The sequence below is a fragment of the Alteromonas sp. BZK5 genome (assembly GCF_014349115.1).
Taxonomy (GTDB): Bacteria; Pseudomonadota; Gammaproteobacteria; order Enterobacterales; family Alteromonadaceae; genus Alteromonas; species Alteromonas macleodii.
This window is the reverse complement of the sequence record NZ_JACSOE010000020.1, coordinates 22,998-48,296: the sequence shown is the minus strand read 5'-3', so window position 1 is coordinate 48,296 and position 25,299 is coordinate 22,998. Positions and strand designations below refer to the sequence as shown.

General features: G+C 45.4%; 23 protein-coding genes. 14 read left to right on the top strand and 9 right to left on the bottom strand.

The window, feature by feature from the left end:
* Positions 1–390: 390 nt before the first annotated feature.
* Complete coding sequence (gene sodC / locus BIZ39_RS08160) at positions 391–936, top strand: superoxide dismutase family protein (RefSeq protein WP_039226322.1); 546 nt, start codon at positions 391–393, stop codon at positions 934–936.
* Positions 937–1,093: 157 nt separating this feature from the next.
* Here the strand turns inward: sodC and BIZ39_RS08155 are convergent, their stop codons facing one another.
* Entirely contained in the window at positions 1,094–1,528 is a 435-nt protein-coding gene (locus tag BIZ39_RS08155; protein ID WP_187446779.1) for an OsmC family protein, read from the bottom strand.
* A gap of 430 nt (positions 1,529–1,958) precedes the next feature.
* Between BIZ39_RS08155 and msrA the strand changes: the two genes are divergently transcribed.
* A complete protein-coding gene (gene msrA, locus BIZ39_RS08150; protein ID WP_049586029.1) occupies positions 1,959–2,570 on the top strand; it encodes a peptide-methionine (S)-S-oxide reductase MsrA in 612 nt (203 codons plus the stop codon).
* Positions 2,571–2,598: 28 nt separating this feature from the next.
* Here msrA and BIZ39_RS08145 read toward each other — a convergent pair whose 3' ends face one another.
* From BIZ39_RS08145 to BIZ39_RS08135, 3 genes are read right to left on the bottom strand one after another with little or no spacing between them, the layout of a single operon-like run.
* On the bottom strand, positions 2,599–2,940 hold the full coding sequence (locus tag BIZ39_RS08145) for an AzlD domain-containing protein (RefSeq protein ID WP_187446778.1): 342 nt from the start codon (positions 2,938–2,940) through the stop codon (positions 2,599–2,601).
* Positions 2,930–3,652 (bottom strand): AzlC family ABC transporter permease, encoded by a 723-nt coding sequence (locus BIZ39_RS08140; RefSeq protein WP_187446777.1) that lies wholly within the window; start codon positions 3,650–3,652, stop codon positions 2,930–2,932. Before BIZ39_RS08140 ends, BIZ39_RS08145 begins: the two co-directional genes overlap by 11 nt.
* Positions 3,649–4,140 (bottom strand): helix-turn-helix domain-containing protein, encoded by a 492-nt coding sequence (locus tag BIZ39_RS08135; protein ID WP_080589203.1) that lies wholly within the window; start codon positions 4,138–4,140, stop codon positions 3,649–3,651. Before BIZ39_RS08135 ends, BIZ39_RS08140 begins: the two co-directional genes overlap by 4 nt.
* A gap of 661 nt (positions 4,141–4,801) precedes the next feature.
* Between BIZ39_RS08135 and BIZ39_RS08130 the strand changes: the two genes are divergently transcribed.
* Positions 4,802–6,061: an MFS transporter gene (locus tag BIZ39_RS08130; RefSeq protein WP_039232054.1), complete on the top strand. Its 1,260-nt coding sequence runs from the start codon at positions 4,802–4,804 to the stop codon at positions 6,059–6,061.
* A 60-nt stretch (positions 6,062–6,121) separates the two neighbouring features.
* Here BIZ39_RS08130 and BIZ39_RS08125 read toward each other — a convergent pair whose 3' ends face one another.
* Both BIZ39_RS08125 and BIZ39_RS08120 read right to left on the bottom strand, forming a co-directional pair.
* Complete coding sequence (locus BIZ39_RS08125) at positions 6,122–6,475, bottom strand: RNA recognition motif domain-containing protein (RefSeq protein WP_187446776.1); 354 nt, start codon at positions 6,473–6,475, stop codon at positions 6,122–6,124.
* A gap of 117 nt (positions 6,476–6,592) precedes the next feature.
* Positions 6,593–7,573, bottom strand: coding sequence for a GlxA family transcriptional regulator (locus tag BIZ39_RS08120; RefSeq protein ID WP_187446775.1), 981 nt, complete (start codon positions 7,571–7,573; stop codon positions 6,593–6,595).
* A gap of 139 nt (positions 7,574–7,712) precedes the next feature.
* On the opposite strand from BIZ39_RS08120, the gene BIZ39_RS08115 reads away from it, so the two are divergent.
* From BIZ39_RS08115 to BIZ39_RS08080, 8 genes are read left to right on the top strand one after another with little or no spacing between them, the layout of a single operon-like run.
* Positions 7,713–8,867, top strand: coding sequence for an acyl-CoA dehydrogenase family protein (locus tag BIZ39_RS08115; RefSeq protein ID WP_069944795.1), 1,155 nt, complete (start codon positions 7,713–7,715; stop codon positions 8,865–8,867).
* Positions 8,868–8,879: 12 nt separating this feature from the next.
* A complete protein-coding gene (locus BIZ39_RS08110) occupies positions 8,880–9,872 on the top strand; it encodes an NAD(P)H-dependent flavin oxidoreductase (protein ID WP_187446774.1) in 993 nt (330 codons plus the stop codon).
* A 3-nt stretch (positions 9,873–9,875) separates the two neighbouring features.
* Positions 9,876–11,489: an acyl-CoA carboxylase subunit beta gene (locus BIZ39_RS08105; RefSeq protein WP_187446773.1), complete on the top strand. Its 1,614-nt coding sequence runs from the start codon at positions 9,876–9,878 to the stop codon at positions 11,487–11,489.
* Positions 11,490–11,518: 29 nt separating this feature from the next.
* The gene (locus BIZ39_RS08100) at positions 11,519–12,328 is read left to right on the top strand and encodes an enoyl-CoA hydratase/isomerase family protein (protein WP_187446772.1); all 810 of its coding nucleotides are present in this window, start codon (positions 11,519–11,521) and stop codon (positions 12,326–12,328) included.
* 7 nt (positions 12,329–12,335) lie between these two features.
* Entirely contained in the window at positions 12,336–14,354 is a 2,019-nt protein-coding gene (locus tag BIZ39_RS08095; protein WP_187446771.1) for an acetyl/propionyl/methylcrotonyl-CoA carboxylase subunit alpha, read from the top strand.
* Positions 14,341–16,161 (top strand): acyclic terpene utilization AtuA family protein, encoded by a 1,821-nt coding sequence (locus BIZ39_RS08090; protein ID WP_222936507.1) that lies wholly within the window; start codon positions 14,341–14,343, stop codon positions 16,159–16,161. Before BIZ39_RS08095 ends, BIZ39_RS08090 begins: the two co-directional genes overlap by 14 nt.
* On the top strand, positions 16,162–17,034 hold the full coding sequence (locus BIZ39_RS08085; RefSeq protein ID WP_187446769.1) for an SDR family oxidoreductase: 873 nt from the start codon (positions 16,162–16,164) through the stop codon (positions 17,032–17,034).
* 16 nt (positions 17,035–17,050) lie between these two features.
* A complete protein-coding gene (locus BIZ39_RS08080; protein WP_156086832.1) occupies positions 17,051–18,637 on the top strand; it encodes a class I adenylate-forming enzyme family protein in 1,587 nt (528 codons plus the stop codon).
* 131 nt (positions 18,638–18,768) lie between these two features.
* On the opposite strand, the gene yaaA is transcribed toward BIZ39_RS08080, so the two are convergent.
* The gene (yaaA, locus tag BIZ39_RS08075) at positions 18,769–19,545 is read right to left on the bottom strand and encodes a peroxide stress protein YaaA (RefSeq protein WP_075176877.1); all 777 of its coding nucleotides are present in this window, start codon (positions 19,543–19,545) and stop codon (positions 18,769–18,771) included.
* A 376-nt stretch (positions 19,546–19,921) separates the two neighbouring features.
* On the opposite strand from yaaA, the gene tal reads away from it, so the two are divergent.
* The 3 genes from tal to BIZ39_RS08060 all read left to right on the top strand — a co-directional run bounded on the left by tal (position 19,922) and on the right by BIZ39_RS08060 (position 23,083).
* Complete coding sequence (gene tal, locus BIZ39_RS08070) at positions 19,922–20,881, top strand: transaldolase (RefSeq protein WP_039226298.1); 960 nt, start codon at positions 19,922–19,924, stop codon at positions 20,879–20,881.
* A gap of 14 nt (positions 20,882–20,895) precedes the next feature.
* Positions 20,896–22,545 (top strand): glucose-6-phosphate isomerase, encoded by a 1,650-nt coding sequence (pgi, locus tag BIZ39_RS08065; protein ID WP_187446768.1) that lies wholly within the window; start codon positions 20,896–20,898, stop codon positions 22,543–22,545.
* A gap of 361 nt (positions 22,546–22,906) precedes the next feature.
* A complete protein-coding gene (locus BIZ39_RS08060; RefSeq protein WP_012519516.1) occupies positions 22,907–23,083 on the top strand; it encodes a DUF3545 family protein in 177 nt (58 codons plus the stop codon).
* Positions 23,084–23,336: 253 nt separating this feature from the next.
* Here the strand turns inward: BIZ39_RS08060 and ung are convergent, their stop codons facing one another.
* Together ung and thrC are read right to left on the bottom strand one after the other, a co-directional pair.
* Positions 23,337–24,008 (bottom strand): uracil-DNA glycosylase, encoded by a 672-nt coding sequence (gene ung, locus BIZ39_RS08055; protein WP_101565633.1) that lies wholly within the window; start codon positions 24,006–24,008, stop codon positions 23,337–23,339.
* Positions 24,008–25,291 carry a threonine synthase gene (gene thrC / locus BIZ39_RS08050; RefSeq protein ID WP_187446767.1) on the bottom strand — a complete coding sequence of 428 codons (1,284 nt, stop codon included), beginning with the start codon at positions 25,289–25,291 and terminating at the stop codon, positions 24,008–24,010. Before thrC ends, ung begins: the two co-directional genes overlap by 1 nt.
* Between the last annotated feature and the right edge of the window lie 8 nt (positions 25,292–25,299).

Genomic DNA, 25,299 nt, shown 5'->3' with positions numbered 1-25,299 from the left:
TAACTGTAAGTCGAATAGGAAAAAAGTGCTACTGCCATATTGTTACTGAGTTTTAACACTGTAACTTCTGTATGACAGTACCGCCTACTTATGGAGAGGCTCCATATCCAAAGACTATATAAAGAGGCTACCTTCAAAAATAGTGAAAATAATAAGGAAAAGCCAAAAAGATAAGGTAATGGTCGGTAACTTTTTCACGTAACCAATATAATGATTTCCGTAAATGCCAGTAGCTATGCGCTAACACACAACTCGGTTGTCGCTTCAACGCCCTAGTATTCCTAGTCTTTCGTAGTATCCCTGAGTTATGCGCCACAATGGTTCACTTTATGCTCATCTCACTTCAATGCTTTTAACAAATTCGTTAATAATTGAGTGAAGGAGAACACGATGAAGAAACGTTTATTATCTACCTTAGCAGGTTCACTGACATTAATGTTAAGTGCGAGCAGTTTCGCAGGTCATCATGATAGTGATGGAAAAGAAGTGATAATGAATAACCTGGAAACAGGGATGAGCATGGGCTCAGTAGTGGTGAGCAGTTATGATGATGACGGTGTAGTATTTACGCCAAATCTGTCAGGGTTAACCCCGGGCATTCATGGTTTTCATGTTCATCAAAATGGTGATTGTTCACCAGCAATGACAGATGGAAAAAAAGTGTTGGGCGGCGCAGCGGGCGGCCATTTCGATCCAGAAGATACCGGTAAACACCGTGCTCCTTGGTCTGAAAAGGGTCACGAGGGTGATCTACCCGTGCTTTATGTTGATGAAAATGGAAACGCAACCCAGCCTATCTTTGCACCAGAGCTTGAGTTAGATGATATTGAAGGCCGCGCTTTAATGATTCACGCAGGTGGCGACAATTACTCTGATTCACCTAAAAAGTTAGGTGGCGGTGGTGACCGCGTAGCATGTGGCGTAATTGGGAAATAAACTAACGCTACCTCATGTTATAAAATCAACGATCTTATACAGAAAAGCGGCTTCAAAAGCCGCTTTTTTATAGTTCACTTGATAAAAACAACTTGCCTGGTCTTGTCTAACAAAGCGAGTCCTATCTTTCGATAAGGATAGTAATAACCTTTGTCCCTTATTCGATATTCAATCGGTATTCCAATGTGATGTTGGCATTAAGAAGTTGAGATACAGGGCAATTTTCTTTTGCTTCCTGTGCAATTTTCTCAAACTCATCTTCGGTAATCCCTTCAACCTCAGCATCTAAGCTTAGTGCCGATTGAGTTATTTCAAAGCCGTCATCGTTTTTCTCTAAACTGATTTTTGCAGTGGTATTTAACTCGCCGTTATCGTATCCCGCGTCTGAAAGCGCAAAAGAAAGTGCCATGGTGAAGCAACTCGCATGCGCCGCACCAATTAATTCCTCGGGGTTGGTTCCCTTTCCATCTTCAAACCGCGTGTTAAAACCATAAGGCTGGTTCGATAAAGCACCGGTTTGTGTAGAAATGCTCCCCTTTCCCTTTTTACCTAGCGGTTTGTAAACTGCACTACCTGATTTGACTATTGACATATCATCTTTCCTTTCATTTTAACTAAACTGATTTTCATGTAGTTGGATAAGATGCAAGTGCTCTGCCGATCATAAGAAATCGCTCTATCCCTTGTCATAGCGGCTTTACAGCATCATCTTGTAAATGATGGAATCAGAGACAGTTCCCTTTTTGAAAGAAGACTACAGGGTGAGATGAAAATTTTACTTACCTCCTCCTAGTCTTTTTCAGTACCTATGCTTTCGCGCAAAGCCTCAAGCTTCGCAATGTGCGCTTAGAAAAAATGTACGCTTGTAAAACAAAAATGGAATTAACTCGCTGCACCGCGATGAAATTAATTTCAGCTGAAACCGTTCTTTATTTGTTAACCGTATATCTTCGCAAACTGGGGTCTGACGAATTAAACGCGAAGGTCGCTACAACGTTAAACCAACACATAAAAGGTGAATGATGAAATTAACACTTTCTGCAGTTTTTATTAGCACAGCGTTGAGCGCTTCGTTTTTTACGCCATCAACAAGTGCCGACGAGGCCATTCTAGCTGGGGGCTGCTTTTGGTGCATGGAGTCTGATTTTGAAAAGCTAGACGGGGTTACTGATGTGGTGTCGGGGTTCACTGGCGGAAGCGCGCCAAATCCGACTTATAATGGCAATCACAAGGGACACTTTGAGGCGGTAAAGATCACCTACGACGGCGATATGCTTTCTTATAATGATATTCTCGATCATTTTTGGGTGAACATTGACCCTTTCGATGACCGAGGTCAGTTTTGTGATAAGGGACCCAGTTACTTAAGCGCCATCTTTGTAGCAAACGATAAAGAACGTGCTATAGCAGAAAAAACAAAAGCTGACGTGGTAGCCCAATTTCCCAATAAAAAGGTGGTAACGCCCATACTCGATGCTTCTACCTTTTATCCGATAAAAGGCGACGAAATTGGCCATCAAGATTTTTATAAAAAAAGTCCCGTTCGCTATAAGTTCTACCGATGGAACTGTGGGCGTGACCAGCGCTTGGAAGAAATTTGGGGCGAGAAAGCCTTGGGTAAGAATAAGTCTTAGCCCAGCAACTTAACATCTGCGCCCAACGCTAAACCAAAGCGATACCAAAAGCCACACCAAAAGAAAGCACGCCGCAAAACACTGGCAGCCCTAAGCTTTTGAATTTGCGCCAAACAAGCATAGTGACAACAGTGCCTATTGCGGTTGCAATCCAACTCGCCGCTGACGGTGCTTTTGGAATAAGTGACGCTCCTAACATAGCGGCAATCATCAACGGCCCTAACACGCTTAGCCACGTAGGTAAACGCGCCTCAGTGTTGTTGGCCTTGTGTTTATTAAAGTGACGCTGAGTCCACAGCAACGGGCCTACGCGTAATGCATATGTCCCGATGGCCGCTACAACAATAGCTATCCAGATATCAACGTGCATGAGATTGCTTCCTTTCAACGTGCGAGGTAAGAAGATAAAAGGTTATCGCACCGCATAGTGCTGCCAATGGAATTGCAGCGTTTTTAAAGGTGCTGAGAGCCAAAAAGAGAGCCGCCGTCATTGTAATGAGCAAGGTAGCGCTCCACAGTTTACTTGAGAATTTAGGCGCGAGTAGCACAAGAAAAAGTGCAGGTAAGGCAAAGGGCATCACGCTGTCTAATATTGGCCATTGTTGGGTAAGGGAGTCCCCTGCGATACCGCCAAGCGCCGTCCCTACAATCCAGCTAAGCCACGCCACCATCGATACACCTTTAAACCAATCTACCTTTTTAGCATCGTCCATTAGCGGCAAGCGAGTATGGGCTAGCGCAAAAATCTGGTCAGTAAGGCCGTGCATTAAATAGGGCCAAGCTTTACTTTGCGGTAAATACGGCACCAAGTTGGGCGCATAAACCACATGACGCATATTAACTAATAACGTCATACAAACCGCTAGCCAAAGTGGCGCACCTGATGCCACCATGGCTACCAAAAGAAACTGCGACGCGCCTGCGTAAATGAATACGGAAATTAGCGTGGCTTCCAGCGTAGAAAAACCGGCTTGAACTGCGATCACGCCAAATGAAATGGCTACAGGAATGTAACCACCTAACAAAGGTAACCCGTCAATAACCCCTTGCTTAAGTCCACTTTTTGATGAAAGTTGGCTCATTCCTTTGCCTCTTTGTGATAAACGATTGTGATAAGACATGTCGCCCACTCGTCTCCCGTTTTGTATACGTGGGGCAAATCAGCGTTAAATGCTAAACTTTGACCCGGATGCAGCCATTGAGTATTTCCACTATTCCCAGCTTCCAGAGAGCCGCTAACAACGGTAATCGTTTCTTCTGTTCCTGTGGCGTGAGCTTCTGCCTCTCGAAAAGTATTGGGTGCAACCGACATCCAATAAGCATCAACGTTCGGGATACCTTGTCCTTGCTCAATTAAACGAACTTCTACGCCCTTTTCTCCAACGCTTGCGCTAAGAGGCTGAACTAGCTGACCGAACGGAACGTCTAGTTGTTTAGCTAACCGCCAAATGGTGTCTAGCGTCGGATTGCCGTTGCCCTGCTCTAATCTTGAAAGGTTAGATTTAGCGATACCTGCCCCTGCTGCCAATTGCGACAGCGAGACACCTTTGTCTTGCCTGAGTTTCTGCAAATGCCTTCCGAGGATGTTGAGCGTTGATTGATTCACACCTTACCAACTTAATGTTGTTCTATTTAAAGAACGTTCTATATATAGAACACCTCAAAGTCAAGAAGTTTGTTTTCAATGGGGGTATGGATACGGCGTTGTGCTCACGCCACGACTGGAATACGTGACAAATGTTAAAAGATGACAAAGTGATGAACTAAAAGGTAACCAATATTTGTGCACAGAAAACAGTCACCTTCGATTTTCTTAAACGCCCATTCGACTTTCTAACGCAAAAGGTCCGACGTAATTTATTAACAAAAGCACTACATTTAAATCGCTGAATTGATTAAGAAACCTTATCAGTTACCGTTACTTGCTATCTGAGCGATGCTACGATCTCTTGCATTAAACGAATACGAAAAGCACGAACCTGTGGGCTGTTGATCATTGCTAAATATTACCGATGGTTGCTAAATATTCGATGATAACGGCGACTATTCGAAGAGAACCGGCAAACAATCCGTTGAGCCGGTTTTTGCGTTTCATCAAAGCGCTAGTCTGCTGAGCGTCTTTTATCTTTGATGACACACAGACATTGTAAAAATGCACAGCAAAGCTCAACAGACCCTCGCTCAAACAGCCACTAAGTACGTGATTGAACTCAATGAACAAAAGGACGTTTATGACGAATCAAACTGACAAGATTCTTTCTGACCAAGCCTCTTCAAAGCAGGCCTATTCAGAGCAGCACTCAGCGTTGGGTGAATACTCACTGGCCACTATAACCTTTTGGCTGGCTTTCGGAACCTTTGTGATTGGTTGCAGTGAATTTGCGGCAATGGGTTTATTACCTTACTTTGCAGAAGATTTTGGCATTACTGAAAATGTCGCTGGTCACGCAATTAGTGCTTATGCCATTGGTGTTGTAGTGGGCGCGCCGCTTATCACTATCTTTTTTTCCAGGCTTGCAAGACGCACCATGCTTATTTCAATGATGGTATTTTATGCTGGCGGAAACTTGCTAACAGCACTAGCGTGGTCAGAATGGACAATGAATATAGCGCGTTTTATTGCTGGCCTTCCTCATGGCGCTTACTTCGGCATTGCCATGCTCTTTGCTGCAGACATTGCCGGTAAAAATAAACGGGCGCAAGCGGTCAGTAACGTCATTTTAGGCTTGGCTATTGCCAATATTATTGGTGTGCCGTCAATTAGTGGTATTGGGCAAATGTTCGGATGGCGAACTGGCTTCTTTATTATTTCAGCCTTTGCGTTAGTTACTGCATTAATGGTTTGGAAAACCGCACCGTACCGCGGCCCTAATCCAGATGCCAAACCGCTAACCGAGCTTAAAGCTCTGAAAAACAAAGACGTGCTGCTGGTACTACTTATGGGCGCGATTGGCTTTGGTGGTATGTTCTCAGTTTATTCTTATTTCAGCGCCTCTTACCTCAATACAACCTCATCACCTGAGTGGGGAATCTCGGCCACATTGCTTATCTATGGCATAGGCGTAACCTTGGGCAATATTATTGCAGGCCGCTATTCTGAAGGCAGGCTACTGACGTCAGCGATTACGTTTCAGGTTTTACTGGGCCTATCAGCTGCAGCTTACGCTGCGTCGATGGGGAATCCATACTTAATGGCAGCATCACTGTTTTTCATTGGTATCGGTGGTGGCATGGTGGTGCCGCTGCAAACAAGGCTTATGGATGTCGCTGGCGAGGCTCAGACTTTAGCCGGTGCCATGAACCATGCGGCTTTTAACACCGCTAATGCACTTGGCCCTTGGTTGGCAGGAATGACACTGTCAGCGGGTTATGGCTATACATCAACGGGTTGGGTAGGCCTAGCGCTTGCCGGTGGTGGTGTACTGGTGTGGCTGGCCATTGTTATGACTGCTCGCAATACTCAAGTACAAACAGCAACCGTATCTGGTTAAATGAAGGTTGAGCGCTGACAACCTTCGTTGTCAGCGCTTGTCAATTATATTCCCTCGGTATTACTCGGCGTCGTTTTCAAGATCAGAGTTATTGCGAGAAGCACTTCCCCATACATCTTCGGGAATGTCTCTTTTGGGCGCTGGCGCACTAGCTATCGCTTCAGCCTGCTTCTTCTCTTGATTTGACCACTTAACACGAATTTTCTTACCGTCGATAACTTTGGCGTTAAGTTTTTCAATGGCTTTATCGGTTTCTTCTTGCGTGCTCATTTCTACGAAACCAAAGCCTTTCGATAAGCCAGAAGCCTCATTCATCACCAAGTCGCACGACGCTATGGTGCCAAATTCGAAAAACAAGTCTTCAAGATTTTCTTTTGTAAATGTCTTTGGTAAGTTTCGAACTAATATACTCAAGGTTTTGGCTCTGCTTTAAGGTGGTTTGTTCTGCACCTATTGTAGCACGCAGCAGCATGTTTAATAGGGGTATTAACGGCTCAACGCCAATTGTTGAACAAGCGCCCTAAAACTACGTTAACGCCTATTTGTTGTTTGCTGATAAGTATCTCGCCAGCATGAAACATTCATTCCAAAAGTTCGTTTAAAAAGTCGATTAAAATGCCCTGGGTCTTGATACCCCACTGCCCATGCAATTTCTTCTGCACTCTTATCGCTGTGTTTCAGAAACTCTTTCCCCTGTTCTATTCTAAGCTGTTGAATGTAACCAAGAGGAGTTTCCCCCGTAGCCTCTTTAAACCTGCGTTTAAAGGTGCGTTCAGTCATATTTATGCGCGCCGCCATTTCACCTATGGTCACTTTTTCTGCAAAGTGTATCTCTAACCACTGCTGAATATTTAAAATGTCGTCGTCTTGGTGATAGGTTTGGTGGTTGAGCGACGTTGCTTCCGACGTTACTCCACGGCGAAAGTCTACCAGAAACGCTTGCTCTATAGCCTCCCCCACCGCTTTGCACGACAAACGCGATATTAGAAAAACAATTATTTCTAGTGCAGCATTTAGCCCTGCAGAACAATACAGCTCGCCCGTGGCAGTAATGAATCTATCAGACCTAAGGTTTACTTTGGGAAAAGCTCGCGCAAAGTGTGATTGCTTATGCCAGTGAGTAGTGCCCATTCTCTCGTTGAGCAGCCCTGCCTGTGCGAGAAAAAAAGCGCCTGTGGCTGCCGCCATTATTGGAATACCTTTGCCATGCCACTGCCGTAGCTTTGGGTATAGAGCGGCTTGTTGTGCCAGTAATAGTTCCATGTCACCCCACACACTGTGCAGTATTACCAAATCAGTCTCATCAATATCAGCCAGTGCACAGTCTGGAGTAATCGCTAGGCCACTAAACGTTGTCGTTGGATTACCGTCTATTGTCACTAACTTCACCGTTATTCCGTTTCCAAGCAGTTTGTGCTGAAGGTCTGAAGCAAATTTCAGCACGTCATGGGTTAAGCCCATGCTAAGCCCCATGGTGTTTTCGCTGGCATATAAGGTTACGTGTTCAAGCATGGTCTTTCCCTGTTCAAGCTCGCTATTTTGATCTCGCCACTTTGGCCCGATTGGCCAATCTATTGTCCCAACTCACACTGTTAACATTATTCTCACAAAATTACTATGAAGTCAGTCACAATTTCGTAGAGATAGAAAAATGCAATTTACTGAAGAGCACAATTCGCTTAGAAAAACCGTTCACGATTTTGTAAATCAAGAGATGGATCCTTTCATTGACGAATGGGAGCACGAAGGCATTGCTCCCCTTCACAGCTTGTTTAAAAAGATGGGGAATTTGGGCCTTTTAGGTATTCAAAAGCCTGAGGCTTACGGCGGCGCTGGCTTAGATTACAGTTACAACCTGGTATTTGCTGAAGAAATAGGCCGAGCGTATGGCGGTTCTATTCCTATGGCTATCGGCGTTCAAACCGATATGGCCACCCCAGCCCTGGCGCGATTTGGCAGTGATGAACTAAAACGTGAATTTTTAGCGCCCGCTATTGCCGGCGACATGGTGGCATGTATTGGAGTGAGTGAACCAGGGGCGGGATCAGATGTTGCAGGGTTGAAAACCTCAGCCCGTACAGATGGTGACGACTTCATTATTAACGGCACAAAAATGTGGATCACGAATGCCACCCAAGCAGACTGGGTTTGCCTGCTAGCAAACACAAGCGACGGTCAAGTGCATGCTAATAAATCATTAATTGTTGTACCCCTTAACACCCCAGGCATAACTATTTCGAAGCCGTTAAACAAACTGGGGATGCGCGCCAGCGACACTGGCCAAATTTTCTTCGATGATGTGCGCGTTCCAAAGCGCTTTTTAATTGGAGATGAAAACAAAGGCTTCACTATGCAAATGATGCAATTTCAAGAAGAACGCATGTATGCAGCAGCTAGTGCGCTGAAAGGAATGGAACGCATTATAAGCGACACCATCGAGTGGGCAAAAGACCGGCACACATTTGGTCAGCCTGTTATCAACAACCAAACCGTCCATTTCAAATTAGCTGAACTGCAAAGTGAAATTGAGGCTCTGCGCGCTCTAACGTGGCAGGCGTGTCAGGACCATATTGAAGGAAAAGATGCCACTTACTTGGCGTCAATAGCAAAACTAAAAAGCGGCCGACTGTGGCGACAGGTTACCGATGGCTGCCTTCAGTATTGGGGCGGTATGGGTTTTATGTGGGACAACCCTGTTGCGCGTGCATATCGCGATACCCGAATATTATCCATCGCTGGCGGTAGCGACGAAATGATGCTCGGCATTATTGCAAAGTACATGGACATTTTCCCTAAACGTAGATAGCGACGTATTTTTATGAAGAACATCGTTCAAGAAATGCTGAATAAGAATATGCGGTTACCCGTAATTTGCGCCCCCATGTTTTTAGTTTCTAGCCCAAATTTAGTGATTAACACGTGTAAAAATGGCGTGGTAGGTAGTTTTCCCGCTTTTAATACTCGCACTCAAACAGCTTTAGATGAATGGTTGACCACCATCACCGCAGCCTTAGATGAAGAAAAACAGGCTAACCCAGCAGCTAAAGTGGCGCCGTATGCTGTGAATCTGGTGGTGCACGCCTCGAACAAGCGCCTTCATGCCGACTTCGAGATAGTCAAAAAGCATAAAGTTCCGTTTGTTATCACCAGCCAAGGTAATCCTAAACCTGTTATTGATGCAGTCCATCAGTGGGGGGGCATTGTTTTTCACGACGTAATAACTGTGGCCCACGCGAGAAAAGCCATTGAAGCAGGCGCAGACGGCCTAATCTTAGTTGCCGCTGGTGCTGGCGGTCACGCAGGAGAGGTAAGCCCTTTCGCGCTTCTGCGTGAAGTGAGAGAGTTTTGGCAAGGCCCACTGGTACTTGCTGGCGCTATTAATGATGGTTACGGAATTAGAGCCGCAGAGATTTTAGGCGCTAATTACAGCTATATGGGCACACGCTTTATAGCAACGAACGAAGCCGAAGTAGACCCTGATTACAAAACCATGTTGGTTAACGCCAACGTAGACGATCTTGTGTTTACTGACACCTTCACTGGCGTCAAATGTCACTTCTTAAAGCCCTCTATAACTCGAGCTGGCGTAGACTTGGCGTCGATTGAGGGTAAAGAAAATGTCGACTTAGACTTAGGCGGCAGTAACGCTTGGAAAGACATGTGGAGCGCAGGGCATGGCGTAAGTGGAATTCGCTCAGTGATTCCAGTACATAGCCTGATTGAACAACTTGAAGGGGAATACAATAAAGCGGCCACAACGCCATTGTTCAATCACACTGCGGAACATCAGACCGCGCACGCAGGAAGCTAAGTCATGGCCATTCTTCAGTCTAATATTGACGTTAAAAGTACATCTTATAGTAACAATTACGCCGCTATGGAAGACGCCGTTGCCGAATTTCGCACTATCGAGCAAAACGTCATTCAAAACGCGCAAGAAAAAGCACCGCGTTACGAAGAAAAAGGGCTTCTGTCACCACGCAATCGACTCGCCTTATTGCTTGACCCCAACATGCCGTTTCTTCCCCTTTCAACATTATGTGGGTATCTGCAAGAAGGCGACAAAGACGGCAGTGCCGCTGGTGGCGGAGTAATAGCCGGCATTGGTTATGTCGCTAACACTCGCAGTATTGTTATGGTTGATGACTACCTCACTAAAGGTGGCAGCATAACCGAACTTGGTAGCAAAAAGCGGCTGCGCTTGTATCACATTGCACTTCAGCAAAAATTACCGGTAATAGCGTTATCGCAAAGTGGTGGCGGCGACCTTACTTCGCTAGGTGATTGGTTTGGGTTTTCTGCAGCGGGGTTCGCTATGCAGGCTCGCTTGTCGGCCGCAGGTATTCCGCAAATAACGGTTGTGCATGGCAGTGCCACAGCAGGCGGTGCGTATCAGCCTGGACTGTCAGACTATGTAATTATGATACGCAATCAATCTACGGTGTACCTTGCAGGTCCGCCTTTATTAAAAGCCGCAACAGGAGAAATAGCCACTGACGAAGAAATAGGTGGCGCAGAGATGCACAGTGAGGTTTCTGGCGTAGCAGATTTCATTGCTCAGAGCGATGCCGATGGTATTCGCATTGCCCGTGAAGTTACGCAAATGCTGAGCTGGAATAAGGATTTTTCCGAAGCTACTACACCTAGCGATGTTGCCCCTGTTTATACTTCAGATGAGTTACTTGGCATCGTTCCTAAAGACGCCAAGACTCCATTTGATGTGCGTGAAGTCATTGCCCGTATCGCTGATCAATCGGATTTTGTTGACGTTAAACCCGAGTTTGATATGGGCACCGTGTGCGGATACATCACCATTGAAGGGCAACCGTGTGGCGTTATTGGCAACAATGCGCCTATTACTGCGAAAGGCGCAGCTAAAGCAGCACAATTTATCCAGTTGTGTGAACAAGCTGGCACTCCTTTGTTGTTTCTACACAACACCACCGGCTTCTTGGTGGGCACAGAGTCTGAACGCGCAGGCATCATAAAGCACGGCGCAAAACTCATTCAAGCAGTTACCAATGCTACTGTTCCCAAGATTAGCATCGTACTGGCAGGTTCATTCGGCGCAGGAAACTACGCCATGGCTGGACGAGGCATTGAGCCTGACTTTATGTTTTCATGGCCCCGCTCAGTCGTCGCCGTGATGGGCCCCGCCCAAGCTGGTAGTGTGCTGCGTACCGTTGCTCACGCCAAAATGATGCGAAGTGGCAGCGTAGATGAGGAAAAGCTAACCGCACTAGAACAACATACCGTCTCTGTAATGGAAGCTAAATCACGTGCCCTCGCTAATTCTGCTCGCTTGTGGGATGACGGCATTATAGATCCAAGAGATACCCGCTCGATTGTTGCTTTTGTTCTTTCTATTTGCCAGCACGCTAAAACGAAGCAACTTCACTCTACAAGCTTTGGCGTAGGCAGGCTATAGGCCTCAATTTGACTAAAGAGGACAACTGGATGCCCCACTTAGAATCAATGGTATTCAAAGAAATTACCGCACGGCTTACTGACAACGTATTGCACATTCAATTTAACCGCCCGCATAAGAAAAATGCCATGAATTTAACATTGGTTGAAGAGGTTATGCAGTGTTTTGAACGCGTTGAAGATATGAATAATTTACGGGTCGTCGTAGTACAGGGAAGCCATGGCAACTTTTGCGCTGGCGGCGATATTTCTGACATGCATTTATCGTCGTTAAGTGAATCTGAACGAGAAGACACTATTTGGCACTTCAATCGTAGTTTTGGTCGCATGATTACTCAAGTAAAACACTCTGCCAAGCCAGTCATTGCTGTGGTTGAAGGCGCGGTACTTGGCGGCGGTTTTGGCTTAGCTTGTGTAGCAGATATAACCATTGCCTGTGACAGCGCCTTTTTCGCACTTCCTGAAACAGGGTTAGGTGTTATTCCCGCGCAAATAGCGCCATTTGTGGCTAGCCGCATTGGGATCGATCAAACAAAAAGATTGGCACTTACTGGTGAAAAGCTAAACGCCGAACAGGCATTGCGCTTGGGTTTAGTGCATGGCGTTTGTCAAACAAACGCCATTTCCGAACAGGTAAACAAAGAGATTGCCCGAATAAAACAATGCGCACCGCAAGCAAACTCAAATACTAAGCGTTTGTTATTAGCATTAAATAACACGCCACTTGAACAGATCCTTGACGGCGCTGCTACGGCATTTGTTAAGTCGCTGACGTCTGAAGAAGGGGTGGAAGGAACCCAAGCCTTCATTCAAAAACGCAAACCTTCTTGGTGTGAGTGAACACATTATGACGCGAAATATTCAAAAAATACTCATTGCTAATCGCGGCGAAATTGCCTGTCGTATTATTCGAACCGCACATAAGCTGGGCTTTTTTACCGTTGCTATTTATAGCGAGGCTGACCGCAACGCGCTGCACGTACTGCAAGCTGATGAAGCTGTTTTCGTTGGTCCTGCCGATCCTACATCGTCGTATCTTCACAGTGAAAAAGTGATAAACGCTGCAATTGAAACACAGGCAGACGCTATTCACCCTGGGTATGGCTTTTTATCAGAAAACACTGACTTCGCACGTGCATGTGAAGACGCTGGCTTAACCTTTATTGGCCCAAACGCAGACGCCATAGCCTTGATGGGTAGCAAGCGCTTATCAAAAATAGCCATGCTGCAGGCTAATGTTCCCTGTATTCCAGGCTATGAAGGCGGCGACCAAAGTGAGGCGGCACTCATAGAAAATGCCAAAAACATTGGCTTTCCTTTAATGGTGAAAGCCAGCGCTGGTGGTGGCGGCAAGGGTATGCGTTTAGTGCATGAAGCCAGTGATTTGGCAGCTCATATTTCTACGGCTCGATCTGAGGCCTTAAACGCATTTGGAAATGACGAACTTATTTTAGAGCGTGCGTTAATTGCGCCTCGACATATAGAAATTCAAATTTTTGCAGACGGCTGCGGCAACACGCTTTATTTAGGTGAAAGAGATTGCTCAATTCAACGCCGGCACCAAAAAGTGATTGAAGAAGCCCCGTCGCCGTTTGTGGATGAGCAATTACGCAAACGCATGGGAGAGGCCGCTGTGGCTGCTGCAAAGGCTTGTAACTACTGTGGTGCAGGCACGGTAGAATTTCTAGTTGATAGCGACAAGCAATTTTACTTTTTAGAAATGAACACGCGCTTGCAGGTAGAACACCCGGTTACAGAGTTAGTAACGGGACTAGATTTAGTTGAATGGCAACTGCGAGTAGCCTGTAAAGAATCGCTTCCCTTCACACAAGAAGACATTCAAATAAGCGGTCACGCCATAGAAGTACGCCTGTACGCTGAAGAGCCGCGCCAAAATTTCATGCCACAAACTGGGAAGGTAAAAGTATGGAAACCTGCCACGAACGCTAGAACCGACCACGGCGTTTATCAGAACATGGAAGTAAGCAGTCATTACGATCCAATGCTTGCCAAGATAATTGTTAAAGCTGAAAGCAGAGCGAGCGCGGTTAGAAAAATGGCGAGAGCGCTTCGCGAAACACAGATAATTGGAATAAATACCAATAAACACTTTTTACAAAATCTTGTGCAAAGCTCAGCGTTCTTGGGAAGCGATGTAACAACGGCATTTATTGAGCAACACGCACAACACGACGACATGAAAGGAAGCCTTTCGCCATCGTTTTCGATATTAGCGAAAGCTGCACTGCTGTTTGCGTTAACACAAAACAAACATGCCAGTGCATTGGTTCATGATAATGCATTAAATAAGGTCACACCCACTTGGCAACACACCATGGGCTTTGCTTACCCCATCATTATTACATGCAACGATGTCACCGCATCAATGACTGTTACGCCTTTCACTAATCACTATCGAATCTGCGACACAGGTACTAAAACAGAAGTAACGCTAACATTATTAGACTTAACGCCACAAAGCCTGGTAGTAGAAGCAGATAAGTTGCGAAGCACGGCCTCATACGCTGCGAACGGTAACACGCTATTTATTGACGATGGCACAGGTCACTTCATGTTTAGCTGCGTAACGCACAGCAAAGTAGATAGCCAAAAAACACAGAGCACAGCGCAAGTGAATGCAGTGATGGACGGTGTCATCGTTGCTCTTCTTGTAGAGCAAGGTGGTACCGTAAATGCGGGCGATACGGTGGCCATTATGGAAGCGATGAAAATGGAACACCCCCTTAAAGCAGCCATAAAAGGTACGGTTCACCTCTCTCCAATTACAGCTGGCGATCAGGTTAAATCTAAACAAACCATAGCCACCATACTTCAAGCCGATGAGGTCATCCATGAACAAAAATAAGGTTCGTATAGGCGGTGCTTCTGCGTTTTATGGTGACAGCCAGCTTTCTGCAAGGCAGCTAGTTGAAAAAGGTGAGATAGATTACCTTGTTTTTGATTACCTAGCCGAAGTAACAATGGCCATTTTATCGCAAGCCAAAGCAAAGAATGAAAAGCTAGGCTATGCCGTCGACTTTATCACCGTGGCCATGAGAGACGTACTGCAAGACTGTGCACAAAAAGGCATAAAAGTGATTGCAAATGCGGGGGGAGTAAACGTGCCGGCCTGTATAGAATCACTTAATGCGCTGTGTGCACAGCTCAACCTAAATTTGAATATTGTAGGCGTGTACGGTGATAACTTGCTTAACGATATGCGCAATGAAACCTTGGCTGAAACTAACACCCATGACCTTGATAATGGCAATGAATTACCCAATGCACTTGCATCGATGAATGCGTATTTAGGTGCACAGCCAATTGCCGATGCGTTAGCCACCGGTGCCGATATTGTGATTACAGGTAGAGTGGTAGACAGCGCGCTCGTGCTTGGGCCCTTAATGCATGAGTTTTCATGGAGCTATGACGATTACACCGCGCTCGCGCAAGGTTCGCTTGCAGGACATTTGCTCGAATGCGGTGCTCAGTGCACCGGGGGAAATTTTACCGATTGGGAGCAAGTGCCCGACTTTTCAGACATGAGCTACCCCATTGCCGAGGTTGAACCAAGCGGCGAGTTTACTATTATGATCCCGCCAAACACAGGTGGGCTGGTAACAACCTTCACAGTGGCCGAGCAACTGCTGTACGAAATTGGCGACCCTGCGAATTATCTTCTGCCCGATGTTTGTTGCGACTTTACCCACGTATCTTTAGAGCAAATGCATAGCAACGCCGTGCGCGTGCATGGTGCAAAAGGCAAAGCGCCTGGTAACGACTATAAGGTATGTGCAACCTACATAGACGGCTATAAACTTACCGGCGCTTTTTTTATTGCTGGCTTTAACGCAAAACAAAAAGCACTTACCAATATTCATGCGCTAGTAGCTAGAACCGAACGCGCGCTCGAAGAAAAAGGTATGCCGCCTTTTAAAGACACCTGTATTGAAATATTAGGCAGCGAAGCAACCTTTGGCCCCCATGCTAATGCAGAACATACACGAGAGGTAATAGCCAAATTCACACTTCATCACAGTGATAGTAAAGCCCTTTATTTTTGTGCCAGTGAAATGGCGTATTTGGCTACATCGGCTGCGCCTGGTATGGCGGGATTTGGCGCCGGTCGCCCAAAGCCACAACCTCTTATTCGGGTGCACTCGTTTTTAATCAACAAAAATAAGGTTTCGGTTAGTATTCAAAAAAATGACGTCATTGTGGCGCACACTACTTACCAAACTGACGCTACTCCCATTCAATCCCAGAAAGAAGCATCTCGTCCTGAACCGACTCAAGAAGTACAGCTTGAAAATGAGCACTCAGTCTCTCTTCCATTAGTTGAGTTGGTGTGTGCCCGAAGCGGCGACAAAGGTAACAACTTAAACATTGGGGTGATCGCGCGACATCCAAAGCTCTTTCCCTTTTTAAATCGGGCTCTAACTGCTGATATGGTGAAGCAATTTTTTGCTTATTCAGTAAAAGGAAGTGTTTCTCGGTATGCCCTACCTGGCATTAACAGCTTCAATTTTTTACTCACTGATGCATTAGGAGGCGGCGGCACCGCATCTCTTCGCACTGATAGCCAGGGCAAATCAGCAGCGCAAACGTTATTAACCATGCCTATTAACGTGCCAGTGTCGTTGATCCCTTTTACCAAACACAAAGGTGAGTGAATGCCATATCAATCAACGTTAGCAGCAGGAAGTTTTTTAAAGCAAACGATTGTTATAACTGGAGGAGGCAGTGGTATAGGACGGTGTACTGCCCATGAACTTGCCTCATTAGGTGCAACCGTTATTTTGATTGGCCGAAGTGAAGATAAGCTTGTAAACACCACTGCAGAAATCAAAAGCGATGGAGGCACAGCCTGTTATTACACGCTTGATATACGTATTGAAGATGACGTATCACACACCGTAAACGAATTGCTTGAGAAGCATAAACGCGTGCACGGGTTGGTAAACATGGCGGGCGGTCAGTTTCGCGCCCCACTCTCGCACATATCCCAAAACGGTTTTGAACGCGTTATTCAAACTAATTTAATTGGAGGCTTTCTAATGGCTAAAGCCCTATTCAGTAAGCACTTTAAAAATCATGGCGGCAATATTGTCAACATTACCGCTGACAACAAAAATGGCATGCCGGGTATGGGACATTCTGGTGCCGCCCGAGCAGGCGTTGAAAACCTCACTAAAACCGCGGCGTGGGAATGGGGGTCATTTGGCGTTAGGGTCAATGCTATTGCGCCTGGGTGGGTAGCATCGTCAGGGCTAGACACCTACCCCGAAGATATGAAACACGCTATTCAAAACCTAAAGCACGCGGTTCCGCTAGGACGAATTGCCAGCGAAGCTGAAATCGCTTCTACGGTGTGCTTTCTACTAAGCAAGGGTGCGAACTTCATCACTGGGCAAACACTATTTGTAGACGGTGGTGCCAGCATGGGGTCGGTTCCAGCACTTTTCCCTTTGCAGAACCTTCACCAGCCTGCCAGCGAAACGTGGGATGGCTTCCACAGAAGCATTACACCTAAGGTTTTGCGTTAACGACAAGGACACAAGCATGAGAACACAACAGTTAGAAAGAAACTTGGTAGAACGCGTAGCCATGGGAGATTTAATGCGCAGACGCGCACGAGATAGCGGCAGTTTGCCTGCACTAGTCGACTTTTATCACAATGAACGCCGTACCGTAACCTATAGCGAGCTCAACAAAAAAGTTAATAAATTAGCCAATGCGCTGATGCGTGAAGGCATTAAACAAGGCGATAAGCTGGCGATGTTAGCGGTAAACCAGATAGATGTTGTTGTTACTTACTTCGCCTGCTACAAACTGGGCGTTATTGCAGTGCCTATTAACTTTATGCAAAGCGTTGCCGACGTGACCTTTAATATTGAACACAGCGGTTCCAAAGTAGTCGTTTTCGACCCTCTACTCTCAGATCTTGTGTTTGCAAGCACAAATAATAATGACGACATACATTTCACCATTCAGTTAGGCCAAGATAAGGGCAAGGCAACGTTCGCATTTGAGCCCTTTATCAAAGAGCATAGCGACACAGAAATTGAAGACAGGATAATAAACGACAGAGACACAGCCCACATGATTTACACGTCTGGGACCACCTCAAAACCCAAAGCGGTTGAAACATCTCACCTTTCACTAACCATTGCAGCACTTACTGCGGCAATAGAACTAGAACTAAGCGCACAGTGCAAAATGTTACTCGTTCTTCCGCTATTTCACTGTACCGCCCTTTCAATACTCTACCCTACGTTTTTAAGAAGTGGATGCTGTACGCTTCACGCTACATTCGATCCCATCCAAATAGCGAACAGCTTAGAAAGTGAGAAAATAGAAACGTCTGTGCTTTTACCTATGATGTGGAATGCATTAATGGCAACAGATAACTTTCACGAACGAAATCTTAGCGACTTTAAATTAGCCATTTACGGTATGGCGCCAATGAGTGAGCAGAATCGTCAGCAAATTCGCGATGCTTTTGGCTGCAAAGTCCACTTAGGCAGTGGGCAAACAGAATTTAGCCCTGTTTCTAGTTTGTTCAAAGACGGATGTGAAACTGAATTTGCAGAGGGTAACTACTGGGGTGTTCCCCTGTGTTTTAACGAGCAAGCCGTAATAAATGAGGAAGGTGTAGAAGTGGAACAGGGCGAAACAGGTGAAATAGTGTGGCGAGGCCCGCAAGTTATGAATGGATATTATAAAAATAAAGACGCCAGCAAAGCCGCATATAAATTTGGTTGGCACCACACGGGTGACTTAGGATTTATCGATAGTAAAGGCCAACTAATGTTTATCGATAGGGTAAAAGATACCATTAAGTCTGGAGGAGAAAATGTGTCATCTCAAAAAGTAGAGCAAACGCTTTGCTTAATGAAAGAAATAGAAGCTGCAGCTGCTATAGGAGTGCCTCATCCTCACTGGGGTGAAGCGGTTTGCGCATGCATAGTGGGTAATGACTTAACACAAGAGATGTTGCCAGCCATCAATGCATTTTGTAAGGAGAAGCTTGGCAAGTTTGAAGTACCCAAACATATATTTATTTGCGACGCACTACCTATGACAAGTACAGGGAAAATTCGCAAAGTAGAGCTAAGAGAACAATACAAGAACTTTTTTATGCAGTGAGTAAACTAAAAGTGGGTATTCCATAATGATGGTTTACCCACTTCAGCACGCTCACAAGAAAAAAAGAGAGCGCCATTGCTTTAAGAGACAATAGGCAAGCTTGCTTACACCCCCTATTTCTGGGTTTTCTCTTAACTTTCTTGGTTACGCAGAAACACAAGTTCCGTTGATGAACTTTGTTCTTCGTTAAACACATAGCCATCTACGTCGAAGTTTTTCAGACCTTCTACGTCTTCTACACGGTTTTCAAGAATATAACGCGCCATTAAACCACGGGCTTTCTTCGCGAAGAAACTGATAATTTTATACTGACCATTCTTGCAGTCTTTAAATGTTGGCGTAATGATCATGCCATCTAAAGATTTTTTCTTCACTGCTTTAAAGTACTCATTTGAAGCAAGGTTGATCAACACATTGTCACCCTGTTCTTCTAATGCCTTATTTAGCATATAAGTAATGCGATCATCCCAAAACGCATACAGGTCTTTACCTTCAGGGTTTGCTAATTTAGTGCCCATTTCTAAACGATAGGCCTGCATTAAGTCTAGAGGACGAAGCAATCCGTATAGGCCAGACAAAATTCGAAGATGTTTTTGCGCATATTCTACCGTTTCGCTATCAAGCGAGTAAGCATCTAACCCAGTGTACACATCACCATTAAACGCATACATTGCTTGGCGTGCATTATCGGGCGAAAACGGCGTAGAAAACTCAGCAAAACGGTTGGCGTTCAACGTTGCTAACTTGTCGCTTATCTTCATCAGCGATGATAAGTCAGCAGGCGATAAGGTGCGGCAAACCTCCATCAAACGTTCAGTGTCTTCAAGCATGGCAGGCTGAGTGAACTGGCTCACAGGAATTTCGCTTTCAAAATCTAAATTTTTTGCTGGGGATACTACAACTAACATTTCGACTCCTTAGGTTTTGTACTGGTATTGTACCACCTGATACGCTTCAAAAAGCAAAATGGCATAAGAAAGACGTAAATTGGCTTAACAGAGAAATCCGATTAGCCATTTTGTCGCTATTCAATGTATGAATTGTCACACGGGTTTGATATAAATAGCGTTACAAATAATTATTCAAACAATAATTGAGATGCACCCTCCGTGAACGCACCTCAATTACCAAAGCGCTGCATGTACCAGTACTTATTAAAGAACTAAGAACTGGTAAAAAAGAACGCAAGCGCAAAGCCCTACACACGCGCAAGCGAACCGTTTTATTCAACTGGCTTTTCCAGCGAGTTGTCCAAATTTATTTTGATAAAGAACAGAGAGAATTATGAGCAATCAGTTAGCTTCATTACGTGATATCACTACCGTTGTTGCCGACACGGGCGACATCGATGCCATTAAAAAGTATCAACCAGTCGATGCCACAACTAACCCGTCGCTACTTTTAAAAGCGGCTGGTCTTCCTCAATATGCAAGCCTAATTGATGATGCTGTAGCATGGGCAAAACTTCAGTCAAACGACGCTGACCAGCAGCTTACCGATGCAGCAGACAAACTAGCGGTAGCCATTGGAAAAGAAATCTCTGCAACTATTCCAGGCCGAATCTCAACTGAAGTAGACGCACGCCTATCGTTCGACACTGCCGCCACTATCGAAAAAGCGGAACGTTTGGTTCAGCTATATGAAGACGCGGGTATCGATAAGTCACGCATTCTTATTAAAATTGCCTCTACTTGGGAAGGTATTCAGGCAGCAGAAGAGCTAGAGAAGAAAGGCATTCAGTGTAACTTAACGCTTCTATTTAGCTTCGCCCAAGCACAAGCTTGTGCAGAGGCCGGTGTTTATCTTATCTCTCCATTCGTAGGGCGCATTTTAGACTGGTACAAAAAAGCGACCGGTACTGAGTCTTACGCACCAGATGAAGATCCAGGCGTAGTATCTGTAACTAAAATTTATAACTACTACAAAGACCACGGCTACAATACCGTAGTGATGGGCGCAAGCTTCCGTAACATTGGTGAAATTCAAGCGTTGGCAGGTTGTGATCGTCTAACCATTAGCCCAGCACTGCTAGAAGAACTGGCAAACGAGCCTGGCGATCTAGAGGTTAAACTTAAAGACAATGGCGCTACAAAAACACCAGGTGACCGCTTAACAGAAAGCGAATTCCGCTGGGCAATGAACGAAGATGCAATGGCAACCGAAAAGCTATCTGAAGGCATCCGCAACTTCGCCGCAGATCAGGAAAAACTTGAAACCATGCTTCGCGAAAAGCTAAGCGCGTAAGGGCCATAGAAACCATGAGTGCTTTAACTTCTCTTCCCGAATGGAAAAAACTGTCTGAACTTGCTTCAGCGGTAAAAGATGCGCATATGCGCGACTGGTTTGCACAAGATGCAAATCGCGCGGATAAAATGCAGCTTGAAGCCTGCGGCATTTTTCTTGATTACTCGAAAAACCGTGTAAATGATGACGCGCTTAAAGGACTTTTCGACCTTGCCCGAGCCTGCAAACTGGAAACCCTTCGCAACGCGATGTTTTCTGGTGAGCAGATTAACTCAACAGAAGGTCGCGCTGTGCTTCACACCGCACTTCGTAATTTCTCAGACCGTAAAGTACTGGTAGATGGCGAAGACGTAATGCCTGAAGTGCATGCTACGCTTGCAAAAATTGAAGCGTTTACCGCATCGGTTCACAGCGGTGAACACAAAGGTTATACCGGCAAGCCTATCAAGCACATTGTGGCAATTGGTATTGGTGGTTCGTTCCTTGGTCCTAAGATTATGACCGAGGCACTTAAGCCGCATACCGTTGATGCAGTGAAAGTTCACTTTGTTGCCAACGTTGATGGTTGCCACATTCACGATGTGCTATCTAGCGTAGATTTTGAAGAAACTTTGGTGGTCATGTCATCAAAGTCGTTCTCTACCCAAGAGACGCTTCAAAATACACTTACGGCTAAAGACTGGTTCTTAAAGTCTGGCGGTACACAAGAAGATATTGCTAAACACTTTGTAGCCGTGTCTTCAAACGTTAAAGCAGCCACCGAGTTTGGTATTAGCGCCGACAATATTTTCCCTATGTGGGATTGGGTAGGCGGTCGTTACTCACTGTGGTCTGCTATTGGCCTGCCTATCTCGCTAGCCCTTGGGTTTGAAAACTTCAAAGGCTTACTTGAAGGTGCGTTTGACATGGACACCCATTTCACAACCGCACCGCTAGAAGAAAACATGCCTGTTCTACTTGCACTGTTAGGTGTGTGGTACAGAAACTTCTTCGACGCGCAATCACACGTTTTATTACCTTACTATCACTATCTTCGCGGCTTACCAGCTTACGTACAGCAGTTAGATATGGAAAGTAATGGTAAAGAAGTGACGCAAGAAGGTGAGCACGTAGATTACCCTACTGGCCCAATTATTTGGGGCAGTGAAGGTACAAACGGCCAGCATAGCTTCCATCAGCTTATTCACCAAGGTTCTGGCGTTATTCCAGCAGACTTCATGTTGCCACTTAACGTTCCTAACCAGGACGACACGCATCACGCTATGCTTGCGTCTAACTGTTTTGGTCAAACACAGGCACTAATGCAGGGTAAAACCTTTGAAGAGTGTTATGCAGACCTTGACGGTAAAGGCCTAGACGACGCTGAACGCAAACGCTTGGCCGCTCATAAAACCATGCCTGGCAACAAGCCTAGCAATACTTTGTTGTTTGATAGCCTTACGCCTAAAACACTTGGCGCGCTGGTTGCAATGTATGAACATAAGGTATTCGTTCAGGGTGTTATCTGGAACCTTAACTCATTCGACCAATGGGGCGTAGAGTTAGGTAAAGTACTAGGAAACCAAGTACTTGCAGGCATTCAAGGCGAGGCAGACAAAGATAATTTCGACGCTTCAACACAACAATTGATTGCCAAATTCAGAGCAGCGAATGCACCAAAATAAGGAATGCGAGGTGATTTAAAATCACCCAATTGGTGCAAATAACAAACTGAACGGCTAGCTTTTTCGGAAGCTAGCCGTTTTTTGTTGCGGTTTTCATCGACTATACGACAGACATTTTTGATATCCGTAACACTGTACAATTGATTACTAACAAAACAAATAGGATCAATTACATACAGTTATTGTTCACGCTTTAAACACACTGGACATTTCCTTACCGTTGTCATCATATCGTCACAATTTGTTAATAAAAGGTAAATTAAACTATTTTATTTTAGTGGCGGCTGTGATACAAAATTGTACAGAGGGAATTAAAACAAAAACTCTGTATTAGTTGTAGTGGTATAAAAAGGAGATCCCAGTGGATAAATCAGATCTATTTGCCATGTTAGACATCGAAGCAAGCCCTGCAAAAACCAAAAGTAAAAAACGTAAGTGGAGAGAAATCGAAGCGCTACAAGATCGCTACAAATTAGAAAAAGAACTAGCTGAACTCGACTGTGGTTTCGAGTACGAGCTAGAGACACTGGAAAGATAAAACGAAGGCCGCCTGTTACACAGGCGGCCTTTTTACTTTCTAGCGTGCTGTAAATGCTTCACTTGCAAGCATAGTGTCTCTTCGCTGGCTCTATGTAATAGCGTATTAGCTAAGGAATATGCTCTGTGCCTAATTGCGGCCAGACCGCATAACATGTCTCATAGCTATTTAGGCATTTATCTAGTAAGTCATTGATAGTCCCTGAATAAGGCAACCACACTTGCTGTGTGGCTAGCTGCTATTTATGCCAGTACTATACCTGCCAATTAATGGGTTCTTTGCCCTTAGCAATAAGGTATTCGTTTGTTTGGCTGAAGTGTTTGCAACCTAAAAAGCCTCTGTGTGCTGAGAGTGGCGACGGATGAGGCGCATGTAAAACGTGGTGTTTTTCACGGTTAATGTGCTTACCTTTCTTTTGCGCATGGCTTCCCCACAGAAGAAACACAACGTTTTGGCAGTGCTCATTGACCACATCGATAACCTTATCGGTGAAGGTTTCCCATCCCCATTTCGCGTGGCTATGTGCTTTGCCCTGCTCAACGGTCAATACAGTATTAAGTAGCAATACGCCCTGCTCCGCCCACGACGTCAGCGTGCCGTGATTAGGCTCGGTGAAACCATCAATGTCAGACAACAGCTCTTTGTACATATTTTTAAGCGATGGCGGTGTTTTAACGCCAGCTTTTACTGAAAAACAAAGTCCATGGGCTTGATTAGGACCGTGGTACGGATCTTGACCTAAGATCACGACTTTTACTTCGTCTAGCGGCGTGTATTTAAGCGCATTGAATACGTCAGACTGAGGCGGGTAGATAACGCTTCCCGCTTCACGAGCGTGCTTCACGCGCTCAAGCAACGTAACAAAATAGTCTTTTTGCTTTTCATCACCAAGCGCGCTTTGCCATGTTGTAGCCGAGGGTGTCATTACTTAAGCAAATCCATCATATGCTGCTTAAGTGCATCGTAAGACGCTGGCAAGTCTACCGCTAAGCTGTCTTCGCCTGCTACATCGGCCAACGCTTTCGGCAAGCTGATTGGATTACCTAGCACGTTTTCAACGGTTTCTCTGAACTTAGCTGGGTGCGCTGTTCCTAAGAACAAACCAATTTCGCCGTCTTCTAAGTCGTGACTTACTGCGCGATAGGCAATCGCGGCATGTGGCTCGCTGGTATAGCCTTGTTGCGCTAATTGACGCATAGCAAGCTGCGTATATTCTTCGTCAACCATCTCACCTTTAAGACACGCTTTGTCGATATAGCCACGCTCAATAAGCGCCTCTATTCGCGGCCAGTTATTAGGCTGACTCACATCCATTGCGTTAGACATGGTCGCAACCGTCGCCTTAGGTTCCCACTCGCCGGTTTTAAGGTATCGAGGTACCGTGTCGTTTAAGTTAGTTGCTGCGATAAAACGCTTTATAGGTAAACCTAACGATTTAGCAATCATGCCAGCCGTAAGGTTACCAAAGTTACCACTAGGTACTGAAATAACGAGTTGGTCTCGTTTCTCTTTTGGCAACTGACTTACTGCTTCAAAGTAATAGCAAACCTGCGCTAGTAAACGGCTGATGTTGATTGAGTTTGCTGAGTTCAGGTGAAGGCCTTCACGTACGTCAGGGTCGTCAAACGCGGTTTTTACGAGTGTTTGGCATGCGTCAAAGTCTGACTCAACAGCAACGGTATGAATGTTACCGCCTAGTGTAGTGAATAGCTTTTCCTGCAGCGCGCTAATTTTGCCCTTTGGAAACAAAATAACCACGTTGATATTGTCGATGCCGTGAAATGCATGTGCGACCGCTGCGCCGGTATCACCTGAAGTCGCTGTTAGAATGGTAACTGGCTTCCCTTCACTAATACGCGATAGGGTTTGCGCCATAAAGCGGCCGCCAAAATCTTTGAACGCTAGCGTTGGGCCATGGAAAAGCTCTAAGCAGTATACGTTATCGTTGACTTGCTCAACTGGTGCACCAAAAGCAAATGCGGTCTGAACAATTTCTTCTAGCTCGCCATTATTCAGCTCATCGCCGATAAGGGCGCGAAGTACTTCAATACTGCGCTCTACAAATGGCTTTTCCAACAATTCGTCAATATTGTCTAGAGTAGGAATATGCTCTGGAAAATAAAGCCCTTGGTTTTTACCTAAGCCCCGCTTAACGGCTTCAGCAAAATTTGCTGTGTCCGATGAATCTTTTAAATTTACCAATTCCACTTGCTGTT